This is a genomic window from Algibacter sp. L1A34 (genome assembly GCF_009796805.1).
In the GTDB taxonomy this organism is placed as follows: domain Bacteria; phylum Bacteroidota; class Bacteroidia; order Flavobacteriales; family Flavobacteriaceae; genus Algibacter.
In genome coordinates this window covers 3,542,578-3,560,103 of record NZ_CP047029.1, presented here as the reverse complement: position 1 = coordinate 3,560,103, position 17,526 = coordinate 3,542,578, and the positions used below count along the sequence as shown (strand labels likewise).

Below are 17,526 nucleotides of genomic sequence, written 5' to 3'. Positions count from 1 at the left end.
TTAAAAAAAAAGAATGAAAACTTTAAAAAATTTATCACTATTATTTATTTCAGCATTAGTATTTATAGCATGTTCTAGCGATGACGACAATCCGGAAGCAGTAAATGAAGAAGAAGTAATCACAACACTAACAGCTACTTTAATACCTGCAGGCGACGGGAGTACTATTACTCTACAAACACAAGATTTAGATGGTGATGGACCTAACGACCCTGTGATTACTGTATCTGGAGTTTTAGCTGCAAACACGATTTATAGTGGAACACTTGAGCTTTTAAATGAAACTGAATCACCAGCGGAATCTATCAATGCAGAAATTGAAGAAGAAGATGAAGATCATCAATTTTTCTTCCAAGTAAGTAACGACCTTGCAACTTTTACTTACGAGGATGAAGATGAAAACGGTAATCCTGTTGGACTAGAATTTACAGTAACTACTGGCGATACTACTGGAACTGGAACATTAACAATTACTTTAAGACATGAGCCTAGTAAAAGCGGAACTGGAGTAAGCGATGGTGATATTACAAATGCTGGTGGAGAAACAGATATTCAAGCTATTTTTAGTATCTCGGTAGAGTAATCCATTTATTGGAATAATACATTAAAAAATGTACACAAATGTAGGAGGACATTGAAAAAATGTTTTAAAATAATTGAAAAAAGTTTATTAGAAAGGAGCAAAAACGGGTACGTTTTTGTTCCTTTTTTTATATAATAATTACTCTTATAAACTAGAGAATAAATAACATTCATACAACGGGCGCAATGAAGAAATTTAATTAGTATGTTAAAGTATTTACTTTTGAAAACAATTTACATATTTTCGAATGTTTAAATTAAAATTGTGTTCTTTAATTCACTAAAAATCTATCTCTTTTACGGCTAAAATCTTATCTAATATTAATCGAACTCAGATTATAAAAAGCAAATATTATAACCCGAATTTGAATTAGAGGTCAGGCTAAATATTTGAAATCTTTTTTTTTAAAAATTGAGTAGCAAAACATTCATATTCATGATTTCCTTAATTTAAAGTAAAATTAAACGAATAAAGCTTGATCCCTTTAGAGTACTCCATGTTTATAAATAATAAAAAAAGCCCATTAACTAGATAGCTAATGGGCTTTTGAAATATATTAAAAGTATAATCTATTTCTTTTTGTTTTGAGCTTGTTTTTGCTTTTCAGCTTGCTCCATCATTTGAGCCATTTTTTTCTGGAAACGATTTTCTTTCTTAGGTTGTTTTTTCTTCTCTTGAATTTGAGCGTGAATTTTATCTTCATCTAAAATAAAATTCTTAATCACTAATATAATTCCGATACTAATTAAGTTTGAGATAAAGTAATATAAACTTAATCCTGACGCATAATTATTAAAGAAAAACAACATCATTATAGGAGAGAAATACATCATGTATTTCATCATTTTCCCCATATCTGGCATACCCTCTTGTTGTGGTTGCGATGCTGCTTGCTGTCCTGTGGTTAATTGCATATAAAAGAAAATTGCAACTGACGCTAATAAAGGAAATAAACTTACGTGACTTCCATAATATGGAATATTGAAAGGTAAGTTCGCAATAACATCATAAGATGATAAATCGTTTGCCCAAAGGAAAGATTTTTGTCTTAAATCAAAGGCCGACGGGAAAAATTGAAATAAGGCATAGAACACAGGAAGCTGCACTAAAGCCGGTAAACAACCCGCCATTGGGCTTGCTCCTGCTTTGGTTTGCAACGCCATAGTTTCTTGTTGCGCTTTTACTTTATTGTCTTTGTTTTTTTCACGAATAGCATCTAATTCTGGTTTTAGAATTTTCATTTTAGCTTGCGATAAAAACTGCTTGTATTGTACAAATGATAATAACAATTTAATTAAAACCGTCATAGCAATAATTGCAATTCCGTATGGTAAAAAACCTGCTAAAAAGGCAAATAAAGGTGTGAAAATATAACGATTAATCCATCCAAAAAGTCCCCAACCAAATGGTACTAATTCATCTAAATTACGATCATAAGAATTTACAACATCAAAATCATTAGGACCAAAATACAAATCCATAGTTTGATTAATCTCTCCTGCTTGCAATGTTAAAGGCATTTTAGCATCGAAGCTTTTAGTAAACAAGGTATCTATAACTTCGTCGTCTACTAAATTTTCAGATTTAATATGTGCGGTTTTAAAAGCCGTATCTGATAATAATACAGACGAAAAGAAATGTTGCTTAAAACCAATCCAAGTTACATCCTCTAATTCTTTATCAGCATCACGAGCTCCTGTGTAGTTCGCTTTACCATCTTCGTATTCGTAATGAATATCTGTATACCTATTTTCATAAGAAATACTTTTTGCATGACGATACCCTTTTAAAGCCCAATCTAAATTAATAGCTTGAGAACTATTAATAACATCACTTAAACCTTGAGAACGTACAGAAAAATCCATCATATAATCTCCTGGCTTAATCTCGTAACGATATTCTAAAAATTTAGATTCTGATACTTTAAGTTTCATAGAAACTATTGTATTCTCACCATTTTTAGTAACTGTTGGTGTAAAATATAAATCTTTGGTGTTTAAAATTCGGCTATCTGTAGTTCCGAAATTAATATTGAAACCCGCATTACGGTTCTTTATTAAATAAATAGGAAGAGAATCGTAGTTTACAAACTTTTTAAGCTCCAATTCTGAAAGATAACCACCTTTATTGCTAAATTTTAAAGCGAAAACATCACTCTCAACAAGGGTTTCTTTATCCGAAGCTGTTGATGCTGCATAAGCAAATGCTCCAAATTTATTTTTAAGACCAATTAATTGTAATGAATCTGAAACGCCAGCAACTTTAAAATCATCAGCAGTAACCACCTTGGTCTCTTCTTGATTATTTGCTTTATTTTCAGCAGCAATTTGTTCTTGCTTTGCTTTTTCTTGCGCTTCGAGTTCTTCTGGCGTTGGTTTATTCTGCCAAAGCATGAATGCCAATATTCCGAAAATAAGTACAAAACCAATGATCGAATTAAGATCTAATTTTTTTTCTTCCATATTTCAAATTTTAGACCTGACAGATTATAAAATCCACCAGGCCTTTTATCTATTATAATTTTTTAAATCAAAAAACTATCCACTATTCATTTTGTGCCATCTTGGCACTTTTACGCTTTTTACTAAAATTTAATCCGGCTTTTACAAAAGCTACAAATAATGGATGCGGATTGGCAACTGTACTTTTATATTCTGGGTGATACTGTACACCAATAAACCAAGGATGTGTTGGTATTTCTATAATTTCAACTAAACCTGTATTTGGGTTTAAGCCTGTTGCTTTCATACCAGCTTCTTCAAATTGATCTCTATAGTCACTGTTAAATTCATAACGATGCCTATGGCGTTCGCTAATACTTTCTGATTTATAAATATCACGCACTCCAGAACCTAATTTTAAATCGCAATCCCAAGCACCTAAACGCATAGTACCACCCATATCGGTAATATTCTTTTGCTCTTCCATTAAATTAATAACAGGGTTCTTGGTATCAGGACTCATTTCTGTAGAGTCAGCATCTTCTATTTTAAGTACGTTTCTTGCAAACTCAATCACTGCCATTTGCATTCCTAAACAAATTCCGAAAAACGGAACATTATTTTCACGCACATATCTTACAGCGTCAATTTTACCTTCAATACCACGCTCACCAAATCCTGGTGCTACTAAAACACCATCTAAATGACCTAATTTTAGCTTAGCATTATCTTCATTTATATATTCTGAATGAACAGATTCTATATTTACTTTAACTTCATTTTCAGCTCCGGCATGAATAAAAGATTCTAGTATTGATTTATAAGAATCTTGTAATTCTACATATTTTCCAATTAAACCAATAGTAATTTCATACTTTGGATTTTTATGGCGGTGCACAAATTTATTCCAGTTAGAAATATCAGGAACAATACTTTCAAGATTCAACTTTTTAAGTACAACCTTGTCTAAGCCTTCTTCTAACATTAAATTTGGTACATCATAAATAGTAGATGCATCAATAGATTGAATTACAGCTTCTTGTTTTACATTACAAAATAATGCAAGTTTACGGCGTAATTCTATAGGTAATTGGTGTTCTGTTCTACAAACCAAAATATCGGCTTGTACTCCACTTTCCATTAATGTTTTTACACTGTGCTGTGTTGGTTTTGTTTTTAATTCGCCTGCAGCCGATAAAAATGGCACTAAAGTTAAATGAATAACAATACCATTATTTTCGCCTAAATCCCAGCGTAATTGACGCACAGCTTCAATGTATGGCAAAGATTCTATATCACCAACAGTTCCACCAATTTCGGTAATAACAATATCGTAATCTCCAGATTTACCGAGTATTTGTATACGTTCCTTAATTTCATCGGTAATATGAGGAACCACCTGAACGGTTTTTCCTAAAAACTCACCACGACGTTCCTTTTGGATAACACTTTGGTAAATACGACCTGTAGTTACATTATTAGCCTGACTTGTTGGCACGTTTAAAAAACGTTCGTAATGCCCTAAATCTAAATCCGTTTCGGCACCATCTTCCGTAACATAACATTCGCCATGCTCGTAAGGGTTTAAAGTCCCTGGATCGACATTGATATATGGATCTAATTTTTGGATAGTTACTCTATAGCCTTGTGCTTGTAGAAGTTTTGCGAGCGATGCCGCGATAATCCCTTTTCCAAGAGATGATGTAACCCCACCGGTTACGAAAATGTATTTTGCTGTAGTTGTCATGTTGCGCTTGTAAACGCAGGCAAATTTACAAAATTTAAATAGTTATTTCAGAATTGTTTTCGGCTAATTTAAAAGTGATTTACTAATATTAATTTTGAACCGTTTTTATCCACTATTTTCTTACTAAAACACGAGCTAATTTGAATGAAATAAGCATTTTAGATTATAAGAAATCAACCCTGTTTTTAAGCTTATTAAGTCATTTTATTTTAATTAAACCTGAATTATACTAGCAAAGCTTCTTTTAAAACAGTAATTGGATGCTTAGCAATACGATTTGTTCCATCTTCTATTTGATGACGACAACTTGTACCGTTCGCAGAAATAACAGTGTCTTCAGTCGCTTTTCTAATTGCAGGAAATAACGTTTGCTCACCTACCTGCATACTCACTTTATAATGTTCTTTCTCATAACCAAAACTTCCAGCCATACCACAACAGCCACTTGGAATAATTGTTACTTTATAGTTTTTAGGCAAATTTAGAACAGCAAAACTAGATAACTGATTGCTATGCGATTTTTGATGGCAATGCCCATGAAATTTAATAATTTTTGTTTCTGAAGTAAACTGATCTTGCTTAATATTCCCTAATTCTATTTCCTTTTGAAGGAATTCTTCAATTAGAAAAGTATTTTCTGCAATGGATTGTGCAGAAACTTTATCGTCTGCCAACTTTAAATATTCATCCTTAAAAGTTAAAATAGCCGAAGGTTCAATACCTATTAATGGAGATACTTCTGAAATTATATTTTTAAAAACATCTATATTTTTATTTGTTGTTTTTTTAGCTTGTTCCAATAACCCTTTTGATAAAAACGTACGTCCAGATTCTTCATTCTTAACAATTTCAACCTTATAATTTAATGCGCTTAAAAGTTCGATAGCATCTATACCTATTGGTGTATCTAAATAATTTGTGAATTCATCATTAAATAAATATACCGTTTTTATATTTTTTTTATTTCCCGTCTTTTTTGAAAAACTTTTAAACGCCTTTTCTAAATTCTTCTTAGAAATTAAAGGCAAAGTTCTTTCTGTAGCAATTCCAAATAATTTTTTTAAAACTGAAGAAGTAAAACCGTTAGAGAAAAAGAAATTCGTTACACTTGGAGATATACTTCCAAATTTATTTAATAGATTATTGTAAGCGAAAAGTTTTGTTCTTAAAGAAATACCATGCTCTTTTTGATATTGATATAAGAATTCAGCTTTTAAACTAGCAACATCAACACTACTAGGGCATTCCGAAGCACAAGCTTTACAACTTAAACATAAATCGAACACAGATTTTAACTCCTCGTGATCAAATTTGTTTTCTTTATCAGAATTTGTTAGAAATTCTCTTAAAGCATTAGCACGAGCTCTTGTTGTATCTTTCTCGTTTCTTGTAGCGCGATAACTTGGGCACATTGTTCCTCCAAATTCAGGAAGTTTTCTACAATCCCCAGAACCGTTACATTTTTCGGTAGCTCTTAAAATACCTTGCGATTTTGAGAAATCGAGAAAGGTTTTTATTTCGGGTTCTACACGATCTACTTCATAACGTAGCGCTTTATCCATAGGGAAAGCATCTACAATTTTACCCTGATTAAAAACATTATTTGGATCGAAAACCGATTTTATACGCTTTATTAATTGATAATTCTCCTCGCCAATCATTAAAGGTATAAATTCTGCCCGAACAATACCATCACCATGTTCACCACTCATGGAACCATTATATTTCTTTACTAAATGTGCAACATCTGTTGTTATTTTTCTGAATAAAACAACGTCTTCACCTCTCTTCAAATTTAAAATCGGGCGTAAATGTAACTCTCCAGCTCCTGCATGTGCGTAATAAATAGCATCTTGTTTGTAGCCTTTCATAAGTGCTGTAAACTCCGATATATAATTTGCTAAATCTGGTAATGCAACCGCAGTATCTTCAATGCATGCAGCCGATTTTTTATCACCAATCATGTTTCCCAACAAGCCTAAGCCTGCACTTCTCAAATTATTTGCTTTTTGAATATCTTTACCAACTAATACAGGCAAAGCATAACTTAACCCAGACTTTCTTATAGCTTCGACTAAATTAAAGCCTAGTTTTTCAACTTCTACCAGTGAAGTCGCTCTAACTTCGCACATTAAAATAGCCTTAGGATCGCCTTCTATAAATACTCTATTTTCTTCTTGCGTTTTATTCTGTTTTGTACAATCTAAAATGGTTTTATCCATCATTTCACAATTGAACAAATTATGTTCCATAGTTAATTCTACTGCGCTTAAACAGTTTTCAATACTATCAAAGTGAGCAGCAACCATTATAGCTTCATTCGGCGGAAGCCTATCTAATTTTAATGTAATTTCTGTTGAAAAGGCTAATGTACCTTCACTACCAGAAAGTAGTTTACACATATTAAATTTATCGGTTGTTTCAAAAAAAACATCGGATTTTATTAATTCATCTATAGCATACCCTGTATTTCTTCTATGAATTTCTGGTTTAGGGAAATTTTCAAGAATTTGAGTTTTTACTTTATCAGATTTTAATTCATCATATATCGTTTTATAAATCTCCCCTTCTAAAGTGTTTTCTGAAGTTTTCTGCATAAAAGTTTCAGAAGTGAATTCTCCAAAAACAACCTCGCTACCATCACTTAAAATAGTATTTAATTCTAGAACCTTATCTCGTGTAACTCCATATTGAATTGATGTTGTTCCAGATGAATTGTTTCCAACCATACCGCCCATCATACAGCGGTTAGAAGTTGATGTGTTTGGTCCGAAAAAAAGACCATATGGTTTTAAATAGTTATTAAGCGCATCCCGAACAACTCCTGGCTGTACTTTTATAGTTTGTGCTTTTTCATCGAATTCTAAAATTTCGGTAAAATGTTTTGAGACATCAACTACAATACCAGTTCCTACACATTGACCTGCTAATGAAGTCCCTGCAGTTCTTGGAATTAGCGTGGTATTATTAGATTTAGCAAAACTAATTAGCTTTTTAATATCATCCTTGTTTTTTGGATAAGCCACCGCTAAGGGTAACATTCTATAAACAGAAGCATCGGTTGCATAAATAGATTTTGATAAATCATCATACAACAACTCTCCAGATAACTCCGATTCTAAACTCGTTAAACTCATCTGTTTTATTAAAATATGGTTTAGTTAAATACAATTTTGCATTTGGAGGAAAGCACTTTAAAAGATAGGCTTGCACAAAATAGAATTGTTTAATTTTCTAATAATATCAAAGTTATTAGTTTTAATTAAAATGGAGCTTGCTATTGGAATTAATTTATCTGAAATTTTAAGGAAATAGAATGTCTCTTATGAATTTGAGAATATTAAACTATAGTTCGAATATTTTTAATGTGCATTTATTTAGGATACTTACGTTGGATGTTCCTTATTAAATCTTCTAATCCATTCAATTTTAGCTCATAAACCTGTAACAACATATCTCCTAATTTACCTTTAGGAAAACCTTTATTGTGGTACCAAACTACATAATACTCAGGTAAATCTATTAAATAACGGTCTTTATATTTACCGAAAGGCATTTTAGTATGCGCTAAAGTTATTAGGAATTGTTTATCTGGAGTCACAGTTTTATTCTATGGATTTATATTTTGACAATTTATCAAGTTCAGACTTAATATAAAGTTGCCATTCTTTTTGAATTTCAGGGTTTTTAGAATGATTTGTCTCTGCATCATATTGCCTTTGCATCATTCCTAATCCCCTTTCGCTATTTTTATAAAGTGTTTTTAACTGCTCTTTAATATTATTAGATATTTTTAATTCTGAAATTCCTTTTCTAAATTTTCTTGCAAATAATTCTGTTATATCAAAATGCAATTGCTCGTGCTCTAAAATATAAGCACTAGCCTGTTCAGGATGAAACCACGAATCTTCTGGATAGAAATACGCCTTAACTTCAGTAGAAAAACTAACAACGTTAGATTCTAATTTTTTAAGAGAAAAACCAAAGCTAATTCCCGATGCTGTTTCTGCAACTGCTCCTGAATTTTGCTTTGGTTCCCCTTTAAAATCTGTCCATGACAGCTTATAATTATCTTTCCAAGAAATTACTGGCTTTTCTGTTTGAAAGCCAATAAAACAACATAATAAGACTAAAGTTCTAATCACAATAAAAAAATAAATCTATTAATATGATATAAAACGATTAGATTATATCCTTATTACTTTACTTCTATAATTCTTAAATTTTCGTGTTTTACTAAATAAATACTGTCATTATAATAACCGCCAGAGATATTCTTTTTATAAGCAAATTTACTTTCAATATATTCTGTTAATGGCGAATCGTTAACCGATTCATATAAACTATTAGAAGATACTAATCGTAAAACCACATCCATAGTTAAATCGAAACCTCTTACAGCTCTTTTATTTGGTGTTGCGTTATAAAGACTTTCATATTTCTTAACGAATGAATTATTACTTTCATCAAACCATTTAGAAGTTGCAGCAAAATGAAAGTTTAATTTTGATAAGTGTTCGTTAGAAACCTGATCGTCTTCAAATGCATCGTTCATATTGGTTGTTACCAAAGTAATTTGCTTTTTTTCATTACTTTGTTGTCCATTTAAAGATTTATTAACCGAAGCCAATAAACTCGTTACATTAGAAACAAAACCAGGATTATCAGTTTCTAAAAAGACATAATTATTACCACTTTTTAATGATCCGATAACATCGTTAACAAGTACATAATTTTCGTCTTGTCCTTTTTTATTTTTTCTTGAATAAACAATAGTTGCATGATTAAACATACGTTTTAACTCATTCGCTGTAGAAATATGCTCAGAGTCGGCAAGAATAATAACATTATCCACCAAACTATCGGCCTTTACAAAGTTTACTATTCTATTTTTTAATAAATTTGTTTTAGGTCTCGATTGAAACACATTAGAACGCAAATCTAAATCTAAACCAATTGGCGATACTACAGGAATATTATATCTTTCTAGTTCCGAAGCCACTTTAGCAAAGGTTTTAGGAGTTAGTGGACCTATTACAGCATCTACATCACTAAAATCATTAGTGCTTAAAATTCGAGAGACCTCACCTACTTCATATTTAGTATCGTAAACATCTACGTTAAGCGAAATACCTAAAGTTTTCAAAGAATCTATCGCCATTAAAACACCAGATTGAAAATCTAATGAAGCATTTAAATAAGGATCGTTTTTAATACTTCTTTTAGTATCTGCAACGGTGTCAAATTCAACACGGTTTAATCTAAATGGAAGCATTACAGCTATATGCTTAGTACTATAATCTCTAATTTTTAGTCTTAAATCTGAAGAAACTCCGCCATATTCTGCATCTACAATACCAGATAAATTAGTGTTTCCTTGTGGTGTTTTTAAAATCATTCCAACTTTTAATCCTGTTTCTTTCAACCCTGGATTTAAAGCTTCTAATTCTTCTTGAGTTAAACCTAATTTTAATTTTAAACGATAAAAACCTTCTTTTGGTAATACTTTGTAATAGCCATAAGTTTCATCAACTTGCTTAATCTCTTCCCTTTCTAGATTTGGCACATTAATTTGTTGACCTTCTTTAAGGACATCACCCATTTTTGGATTAAGCGCTTCTAATTCTTCTAAAGTAATTCCAAATTTATAAGCAATACGCCATTTTCCTTCTTTAGCTTTTACTAGGTAAGGCTTTGTGTTATTATTTTCTTCAACAACCGTTGTTTCCTTAAAAATAGGAATTTGAAGTTTATCGCCTTTACGAAGTGTATTGGCGTATAAAAATTTATTGTATTTCTTAATATCATCTTCCGATATATCGTACTTTTTACCTAAACTATATAAGGTCTCTTTACGTTTAGTTTTATGGGTTTTAAAACCTTTTAATTCCTTTACCGTTGTAACCGTTGGTTTATTGGCTTTAGAAATAGGAATAATTAAAATAGTATTTGCCTTAAACTCCTTTTTCGCATCGGGATTTAAAGTATAAATATCTGCAGGCGTTACAAAATAACGCTTTGCAATACTCTCAATAGTTTCTCCTTTTTTTACTTGATGCGTACTGAAATTCTGTGCATTTAATGTGCCAAAACCACACACTAAAACGATTAAAAGAATGGAAAAAAATTTACTCATTTATTTATTTTTAAAATTACCTAATTGATGTTTTCTTAATAGATATAACACATAACATGCCAAAACTTAAACATCAATTAGGTATTATCATTATTTTGATATACGTTGGGTTTTTACAAAACAGACCACTAAACCCCGAATTTAAATCGATAAGCTTTCTCTGCTGTTGAATATAAAACCCAAAGGGTTAAAAATTCGTTACGCGTCACTATTCCCACTCAATGGTAGCTGGCGGTTTAGAACTAATATCGTAAACCACACGGTTTACACCTTTTACTTTATTAATAATATCGTTTGATGTTTTTTGAAGAAACTCATAAGGTAAATTTACCCAATCGGCCGTCATACCATCTGTACTTTCTACGGCTCTAAGTGCTACACATTTTTCGTATGTACGCTCATCGCCCATTACACCAACACTATTAACGGGTAATAACATAGCGCCTGCTTGCCAAACTTTATCATAAAGTCCCCATTCTTTTAAACCGTTGATAAAAATAGCATCAACCTCTTGGAGCATAGTTACTTTTTCGGCAGTAATATCGCCTAAAATACGAATCCCTAAACCTGGACCAGGAAAAGGATGGCGTCCTAATAATTCTGGATCTATACCTAAAGTAGCACCAACGCGGCGTACTTCATCTTTAAAAATAGCACGAAGTGGTTCTACAATTTTAAGTTTCATAAAATCTGGTAATCCACCAACGTTATGGTGACTTTTAATAGTTGCAGATGGACCACCAGTTGCCGATACACTCTCGATAACATCAGGATAAATTGTTCCTTGCGCTAACCATTTCACATCTGTTAATTTGTGAGCTTCATCATCAAAAACTTCAATAAATGAATTACCAATAGCTTTACGTTTTTTCTCAGGATCTTCTAGACCTTTTAAAGCTTCTAAAAAACGCTCGGAAGCATCAACGCCTTTTACGTTAAGTCCCATGCCTTCGTATTGTTTTAAAACAGAAGTAAATTCATCTTTACGCAATAAACCGTTGTTCACAAAAATGCAATATAGATTTTCACCTATCGCTTTATTAAGTAAAACAGCTGCTACGGTAGAGTCTACACCACCAGAAAGGCCTAAAACCACTTTGTCTTTTCCTACTTTTTCTTGAATTGCCGCAACGGTTTCTTCAACAAAAGAATCTGGAGTCCAATCTTGCTTTAAACCAGCTATTTCAACTAAAAAGTTTTCTAAAAGTTGTTTTCCATCTTTAGAATGATAAACTTCTGGGTGAAACTGAATAGCAAATGTACTTTCGTTTTCAATTCTATAAGCGGCATTTTCTACATCGTTTGTACTTGCTAGTAAAACACCGTTTGTTGGTAATTGCTTAATAGTATCGGAATGGCTCATCCAAACTTGGCTGCCTTCACTTATATTTTTCAAAAAAGCTTCATCATTTTTTATGAATGATAAATTAGCTCTACCATATTCTCTTGTGTTCGATGGGGCTACTTCCCCTCCCGAAAAATGAGCTAAATACTGCGCACCATAACATACGGCTAGCATTGGTTTTTTTCCTCTAATTTCTGATAAATCAGGATGCAAAGCATCTTCACCTCTAACAGAATTTGGACTTCCCGAAAGAATAACCGCTTTAAAAGTTTCTAAATCCTTTGGGATTTTGTTAAATGGATGTATTTCGGAGTAAATGTTGAGTTCTCTAACTCGACGAGCAATAAGTTGTGTGTATTGCGATCCGAAGTCTAAAATAAGTACCTTGTCATGTTGCATGCGCAAAAATAGTAATTGATTTTATAATGACGAATTTAGGGCGCAAGATTTTTAGATTAATTTTTATTTCATAGAATCCAAAATCATATCTATATCTTCCTCAGTAGTATCTGGGTTAATAAAACAAAAGCGAGAAACAGTTTCAAAACTATCTCCTGTTTTCCATTTTGTGGGCGTTACTAAAGCAAAACCTTTTCCATGATTCTCATAGGTCCAATGTGTATAATCTTCTGGACTCCAACCAATTCTTCGGTATAACACACAAGATAAACTTGGAGCTCTAACCAACTCTACAAAAGGTTTTTCTTCTATTAATTTACCTGCTATTTGAGCTAATTCTAAACCACGTTCTACCGCTTCCTTATATTTATCAGTGCCGTGCATGGCTAAAGAAAACCATAACGGTAAACCTCTAACACGGCGCGTTAATTGTATTTGATAATCTGTAGGGTTAAAACCATGAGCTCCTTCATCTTTAAAAATATCTAAATAAGATCCTTCTTGAGCATGTGCTTTTTTTGCTAATTCTGGTTTTCTATATATAACTGCGCCACAATCATACGGAGAAAACATCCATTTATGAGGATCTATGGTTATACTATCTGCTTTTTCAATACCATTAAATAAATGTCTTACAGAATCGGCAGCTAAAGCGCCTCCACCATAAGCAGCATCAACGTGAAACCAAAGATGTGCATTTTCACAAATACTTCCAATACCCGATAAATCATCAATAATTCCAGCGTTTGTAGTCCCTCCTGTGGCTACAACAGCAAATAACCGTTTACGATCATCTATAGTTAAAGCATCTATTTTACTTTGTAAGGCGTCCGCATACATTTTATCTTCAGTATCTACAAATAATACATCTGCATCCACAACTTTAGCCATGGATTTAACTGAAGAATGTGCACCTATTGAAGTTATTATAAGCCCTTTTCTTGTTTTATTATCATCATCTAAGCTGCGCCAATATTCTCTTGCTGTAACAATTGCCGATAAATTTGCAGCAGTACCTCCACTAGTAAAAACACCAAAAGCTCCTTCTGGCAAACCTGTTAAAGATACAATCCATTTCATAGCTTCGTTTTCACAAAAAATACCACCAGCACCTTCCATCCAATACGCACCATGAATACTAGAAGCAGATACAACCAAATCGAACATAACTGCTGCTCTTGTAGGAGCTGCGGGCACAAAGGCTAAATTTCGTGGATGATCTACAGGCACATTAGCCTTCATCAAATGTTTTTTCCACAACTTTAAAGCATGCTCACCTCCAACACCTTTTTCTGTAACCGTTTCACCTACCAATTTTTTTAGTTCTTCTGAGGTTTTAGGTTTTCCTATTTTATGCTTTGTAGATGAAATTCTATCTATGGTATATTTCATAATATCCATAGTCATTTCTACCAATTCAATATCAATCTTATGCATCCTTAAATTATAAAGTTAATATTAAAAATTCGCCTTTTAAAGGTTCTAAATTTTTAATTAAATCTGGTATTAATTGTGTACCATGTTCTAGATAAAATTCTGAGAAATTGGTATTTCTTTCTTGTAAGCTACCACCCGGAAAAAGTTCTGTTTGCAAGTCCGTCATTCTAGAAACCGTATCTTTCAACTTGCGTTTTTGAGCCTTTAACAAACGGCTCTCAAGATGCTCTAAACCTTTTATTTGCTTTACTTCTTGTGCCTTTACTGCACCTAAAAACGATTTATCAGTTTCTTCTGCAAGTTTATACATACCTTCAAACTGTTGTGCTAAATATTTTTTTTGTTCCGAAAAATCGATATCAATATTAGAAATTTCTCTAACTTTTTTATTAATAAAGGCATTTCGTTTTAAGAAAACATCTTCTTTTGAAATATTTAGTTTCTGAAGCTTTTTACTCTGAATTTCCGTCTGTATTAAAACAGAGTTCCTTAATAACAATACAGGAAAAGGCACTTCAACTGTATTAAAATATTTTTTTAATTGAAACCAATACGCTAATTCTCCTCCTCCACCAATGTAGCAAAGGTTTGGTAAAATAACTTCTTGATATAGAGGTCGCATAATCACGTTTGGTGAAAAATGTTCTGGATTATTTTTTACTTCATCCAAAATAGCTTCTTTACTCCACGAAAGATTGGTGTTTAAAACTTTATAAACATCGTGCTCAAAAACAATACGTTCTCTTAAATTTTCATTTAAATAGAATAAATTAATTTCTCTAGGATTTACTTGAGCTTTATAATTTCGAGAATAGTTACTCAATTCTTCAATAGATTCAGAAACTGCTTTAAACGCTGTTTCGTTCAATAATTCTGTTTCTATATAAGGTATAAATCTTCTTTTTAATTCAGCATCATTTGCTTCAACAATTACTAATCCATATTCACTAAATAATGAATTTGCTAAGTATCTCGTGGCATCGGCTAAATTATCATGCTCTAAATAAGCATTTTTGAAAATATTTTTTAAATGTTCTGCATTTTTGGTGTGTCCTATTTCATTAGAAAATACTTCAAACACTTCTGCTAAACCATCGGTTGATAATTCGCCAACAGCACCACTCGCCTCTTTATTCCATTGTACTTTTTTTCCTTTGAAATTAAAATAATTTATTTCATCAAAATCATGATCTTCTGTTGCCATCCAATAAATAGGAACAAAATTCTGATTAGGATATTTTTCTTTTAATTCTTTTGAAAGATTTATTGCCGATACAATTTTATACAGAAAATAAAGTGGCCCAGTAAATAAATTTAATTGGTGTCCTGTAGTAATTGTAAAGGTGTTTTCTAATTTTAATAAATCTATATTTTGAAGTGTTAATATTGAAGCATCAACCTTTTTATATTGTTTTGATAATACAGAATATAACACATTCCGAGATTCTTGCGTGAAACTCGATTGCTTTTCATCAATTTGTTTTTTAAAATTATCAAGATTTGGAAAACGGTTATAGAACGGCTTTAACTCTTGATTTTCATTGAGATATTCACAAATTAAACTTGAAAAATATCCTGTGTTTTTAAACGAAATACAGTCTGCTGGCATAGTAAAATAGATAGAAAGTGTAAATATAAGCTTATTCAATTTTGCAATTCTAAAAATTTCGTTAAGAAATACAAAGGAAATTGAAGCACCTAATAAGTCGTATTAAATTCAGGAAACATTCATTTTATATTCAATTAACATTTCATTCCAAATTTCAGCTATTGGTTAATATTTAAGTAACGTTTTTAACATTAAGGTTACTTAAAATTAAATTAAACACAGTGGTTAGTTAACATGATTCTTTGATTCAAATTATAATTTTGAACCGAATTAATTAACCAATTTTTATAATGATGAACAAGTACATTAAATTATTTTTATTCCTTTTTGTAGTAACTTCTGTAAGTACAGTATTAACTAGCTGTGATATTGAAGACGGAAAAGACGGTGTTAACGGTGTTGACGGAAAAGATGGTGAAGACGGTGAGAATGGAGAAGATTTTACGCCTCCTACAACTATGTTTACAAACAAATCTTCTTTAGCTCCTTTAGTAAAATTACATTCTGATTTTAGCACAGTGGAAGCCTTTTCTTTAATAAGCTCTACAGATGTGCTTTCTAATGGTTTCCGTTTAGTGGGTGCTCAAGATGGCGCTGGATTTTTAAAAGATGGAGACGAGTACATATACGTTGTTAATGCTGAAGATGATTATGCCGTTTCTAGAATTCGTTTTGATAAAAACTTAAACCCAATTACAGGTGAATGGTTATTAAATAGTGGCGTTGCCGATTATGCTAGACAATGTTCTGGAACTATGTGGGAAGCTGCGATACATGGTGGTGATAAAGATATATTTTTATCTGCTTCAGAAAGTTATGCTTACGATGTAAAAGGTATCGATCCTTGGATTGAAACACCTACTCCAACTGCAGATTTTGGTTTAGATGCTTTAGGTGAATTTTCATGGGAAAATGCAGTACCATTGCCAAAAGGCGCCTATTCTGGTAAAACAGTTATTGTTGGTGGGGATGATGATTCTAGTGGATCTGAAGGTCAGGTTATTATGTATTTATCTGAAAACAGCGATGCAGATTTAGAAAACGGAAAAGTTTACGTTTTAAGGTTTAAACAAGTATCTGATGGTGCTGGAGGTGCAATGGATGTTACTGCAAATACCGTTTATAATGAAGGTAGTTTAGATTTCGCTAATTCTTACGATATCGAATTTGTTGAAATCGTTGATGGTGCTTCTTTAACTAAAGACGAAATGGAAACAGCTTGTACAAATGTATTTGCTTCCCAATTTATGCGTGTTGAAGATGTAGATTACAGAAAAGGTAGCGATGCTAATGCAAGAGAAGTGTTTTTTGCCGTAACCGGAAGAGGTCCTGGAAGAGGAACTTATAACGATTGGGGAACTGTTTACAAGATTGAACTTGATGAAACCAACCCATTAGAAGGTAAATTAACTCAAATTATTAGCGGAAATACCGATACAAATAATAAAGATGGTAATATTGCAGAATTACAAAGTCCAGATAACATTTGTGTAACAGAAAACTATATTTATACGCAAGAAGATCCAAACTCTTTTTCTAGAAATCATGCTGCTCAAATTTACCAATCAGATTTAGATGGAAATAACACTAAAGTAGTTTTAGAATTAAAAATTGAAAACAACTTAGACCCATCGGGATCTACAGGGTTTTCTGGTGAGTTTGGCGCTTTAACCGATATCTCTGATAAAGTAGGTGTTCCAGATACTTTTCTATTAAACTTACAACCACATTACTGGGAAAGCGATGCTTTTGTATCCAGCAGCTTACCACATAACCAAGGTGGTCAAATCGTATTATTAAAAGGCTTAGCTAGATAGTACACCTTAAAT

At 32.1% G+C, this 17,526-nt stretch carries 11 protein-coding genes; 2 read left to right on the top strand and 9 right to left on the bottom strand.

The genetic code is table 11. The features are described from left to right. The first annotated feature begins 13 nt into the window (after positions 1-13). The gene (locus tag GQR97_RS15050) at positions 14-583 is read left to right on the top strand and encodes a type 1 periplasmic binding fold superfamily protein (RefSeq protein ID WP_158849841.1); all 570 of its coding nucleotides are present in this window, start codon (positions 14-16) and stop codon (positions 581-583) included. A gap of 569 nt (positions 584-1,152) precedes the next feature. Here the strand turns inward: GQR97_RS15050 and yidC are convergent. The 9 genes from yidC to bshC form a co-directional block, all read right to left on the bottom strand. Beyond that, complete coding sequence (yidC, locus tag GQR97_RS15045; protein WP_158849839.1) at positions 1,153-3,045, bottom strand: membrane protein insertase YidC; 1,893 nt, start codon at positions 3,043-3,045, stop codon at positions 1,153-1,155. A gap of 82 nt (positions 3,046-3,127) precedes the next feature. Next, positions 3,128-4,771 (bottom strand): CTP synthase, encoded by a 1,644-nt coding sequence (locus GQR97_RS15040; protein ID WP_158849837.1) that lies wholly within the window; start codon positions 4,769-4,771, stop codon positions 3,128-3,130. Between the two features lie 224 nt (positions 4,772-4,995). Further along, a complete protein-coding gene (locus GQR97_RS15035) occupies positions 4,996-7,908 on the bottom strand; it encodes an FAD-binding and (Fe-S)-binding domain-containing protein (protein ID WP_158849835.1) in 2,913 nt (970 codons plus the stop codon). Positions 7,909-8,144: 236 nt separating this feature from the next. Continuing rightward, positions 8,145-8,327 carry a DUF3820 family protein gene (locus GQR97_RS15030; RefSeq protein ID WP_410488949.1) on the bottom strand — a complete coding sequence of 61 codons (183 nt, stop codon included), beginning with the start codon at positions 8,325-8,327 and terminating at the stop codon, positions 8,145-8,147. 49 nt (positions 8,328-8,376) lie between these two features. Continuing rightward, a complete protein-coding gene (locus GQR97_RS15025; protein ID WP_158849831.1) occupies positions 8,377-8,916 on the bottom strand; it encodes a DUF922 domain-containing protein in 540 nt (179 codons plus the stop codon). 53 nt (positions 8,917-8,969) lie between these two features. Then, the gene (locus GQR97_RS15020) at positions 8,970-10,907 is read right to left on the bottom strand and encodes a LysM peptidoglycan-binding domain-containing protein (protein WP_158849829.1); all 1,938 of its coding nucleotides are present in this window, start codon (positions 10,905-10,907) and stop codon (positions 8,970-8,972) included. Positions 10,908-11,115: 208 nt separating this feature from the next. After that, on the bottom strand, positions 11,116-12,651 hold the full coding sequence (gene guaA / locus GQR97_RS15015; RefSeq protein ID WP_158849827.1) for a glutamine-hydrolyzing GMP synthase: 1,536 nt from the start codon (positions 12,649-12,651) through the stop codon (positions 11,116-11,118). Between the two features lie 63 nt (positions 12,652-12,714). Further along, positions 12,715-14,088: a pyridoxal phosphate-dependent decarboxylase family protein gene (locus tag GQR97_RS15010; RefSeq protein ID WP_158849825.1), complete on the bottom strand. Its 1,374-nt coding sequence runs from the start codon at positions 14,086-14,088 to the stop codon at positions 12,715-12,717. A 7-nt stretch (positions 14,089-14,095) separates the two neighbouring features. After that, a complete protein-coding gene (bshC, locus tag GQR97_RS15005) occupies positions 14,096-15,697 on the bottom strand; it encodes a bacillithiol biosynthesis cysteine-adding enzyme BshC (RefSeq protein WP_158851850.1) in 1,602 nt (533 codons plus the stop codon). A gap of 290 nt (positions 15,698-15,987) precedes the next feature. Between bshC and GQR97_RS15000 the strand changes: the two genes are divergently transcribed. Continuing rightward, positions 15,988-17,514 carry a PhoX family protein gene (locus GQR97_RS15000; RefSeq protein ID WP_233267550.1) on the top strand — a complete coding sequence of 509 codons (1,527 nt, stop codon included), beginning with the start codon at positions 15,988-15,990 and terminating at the stop codon, positions 17,512-17,514. Positions 17,515-17,526 lie beyond the last annotated feature (12 nt).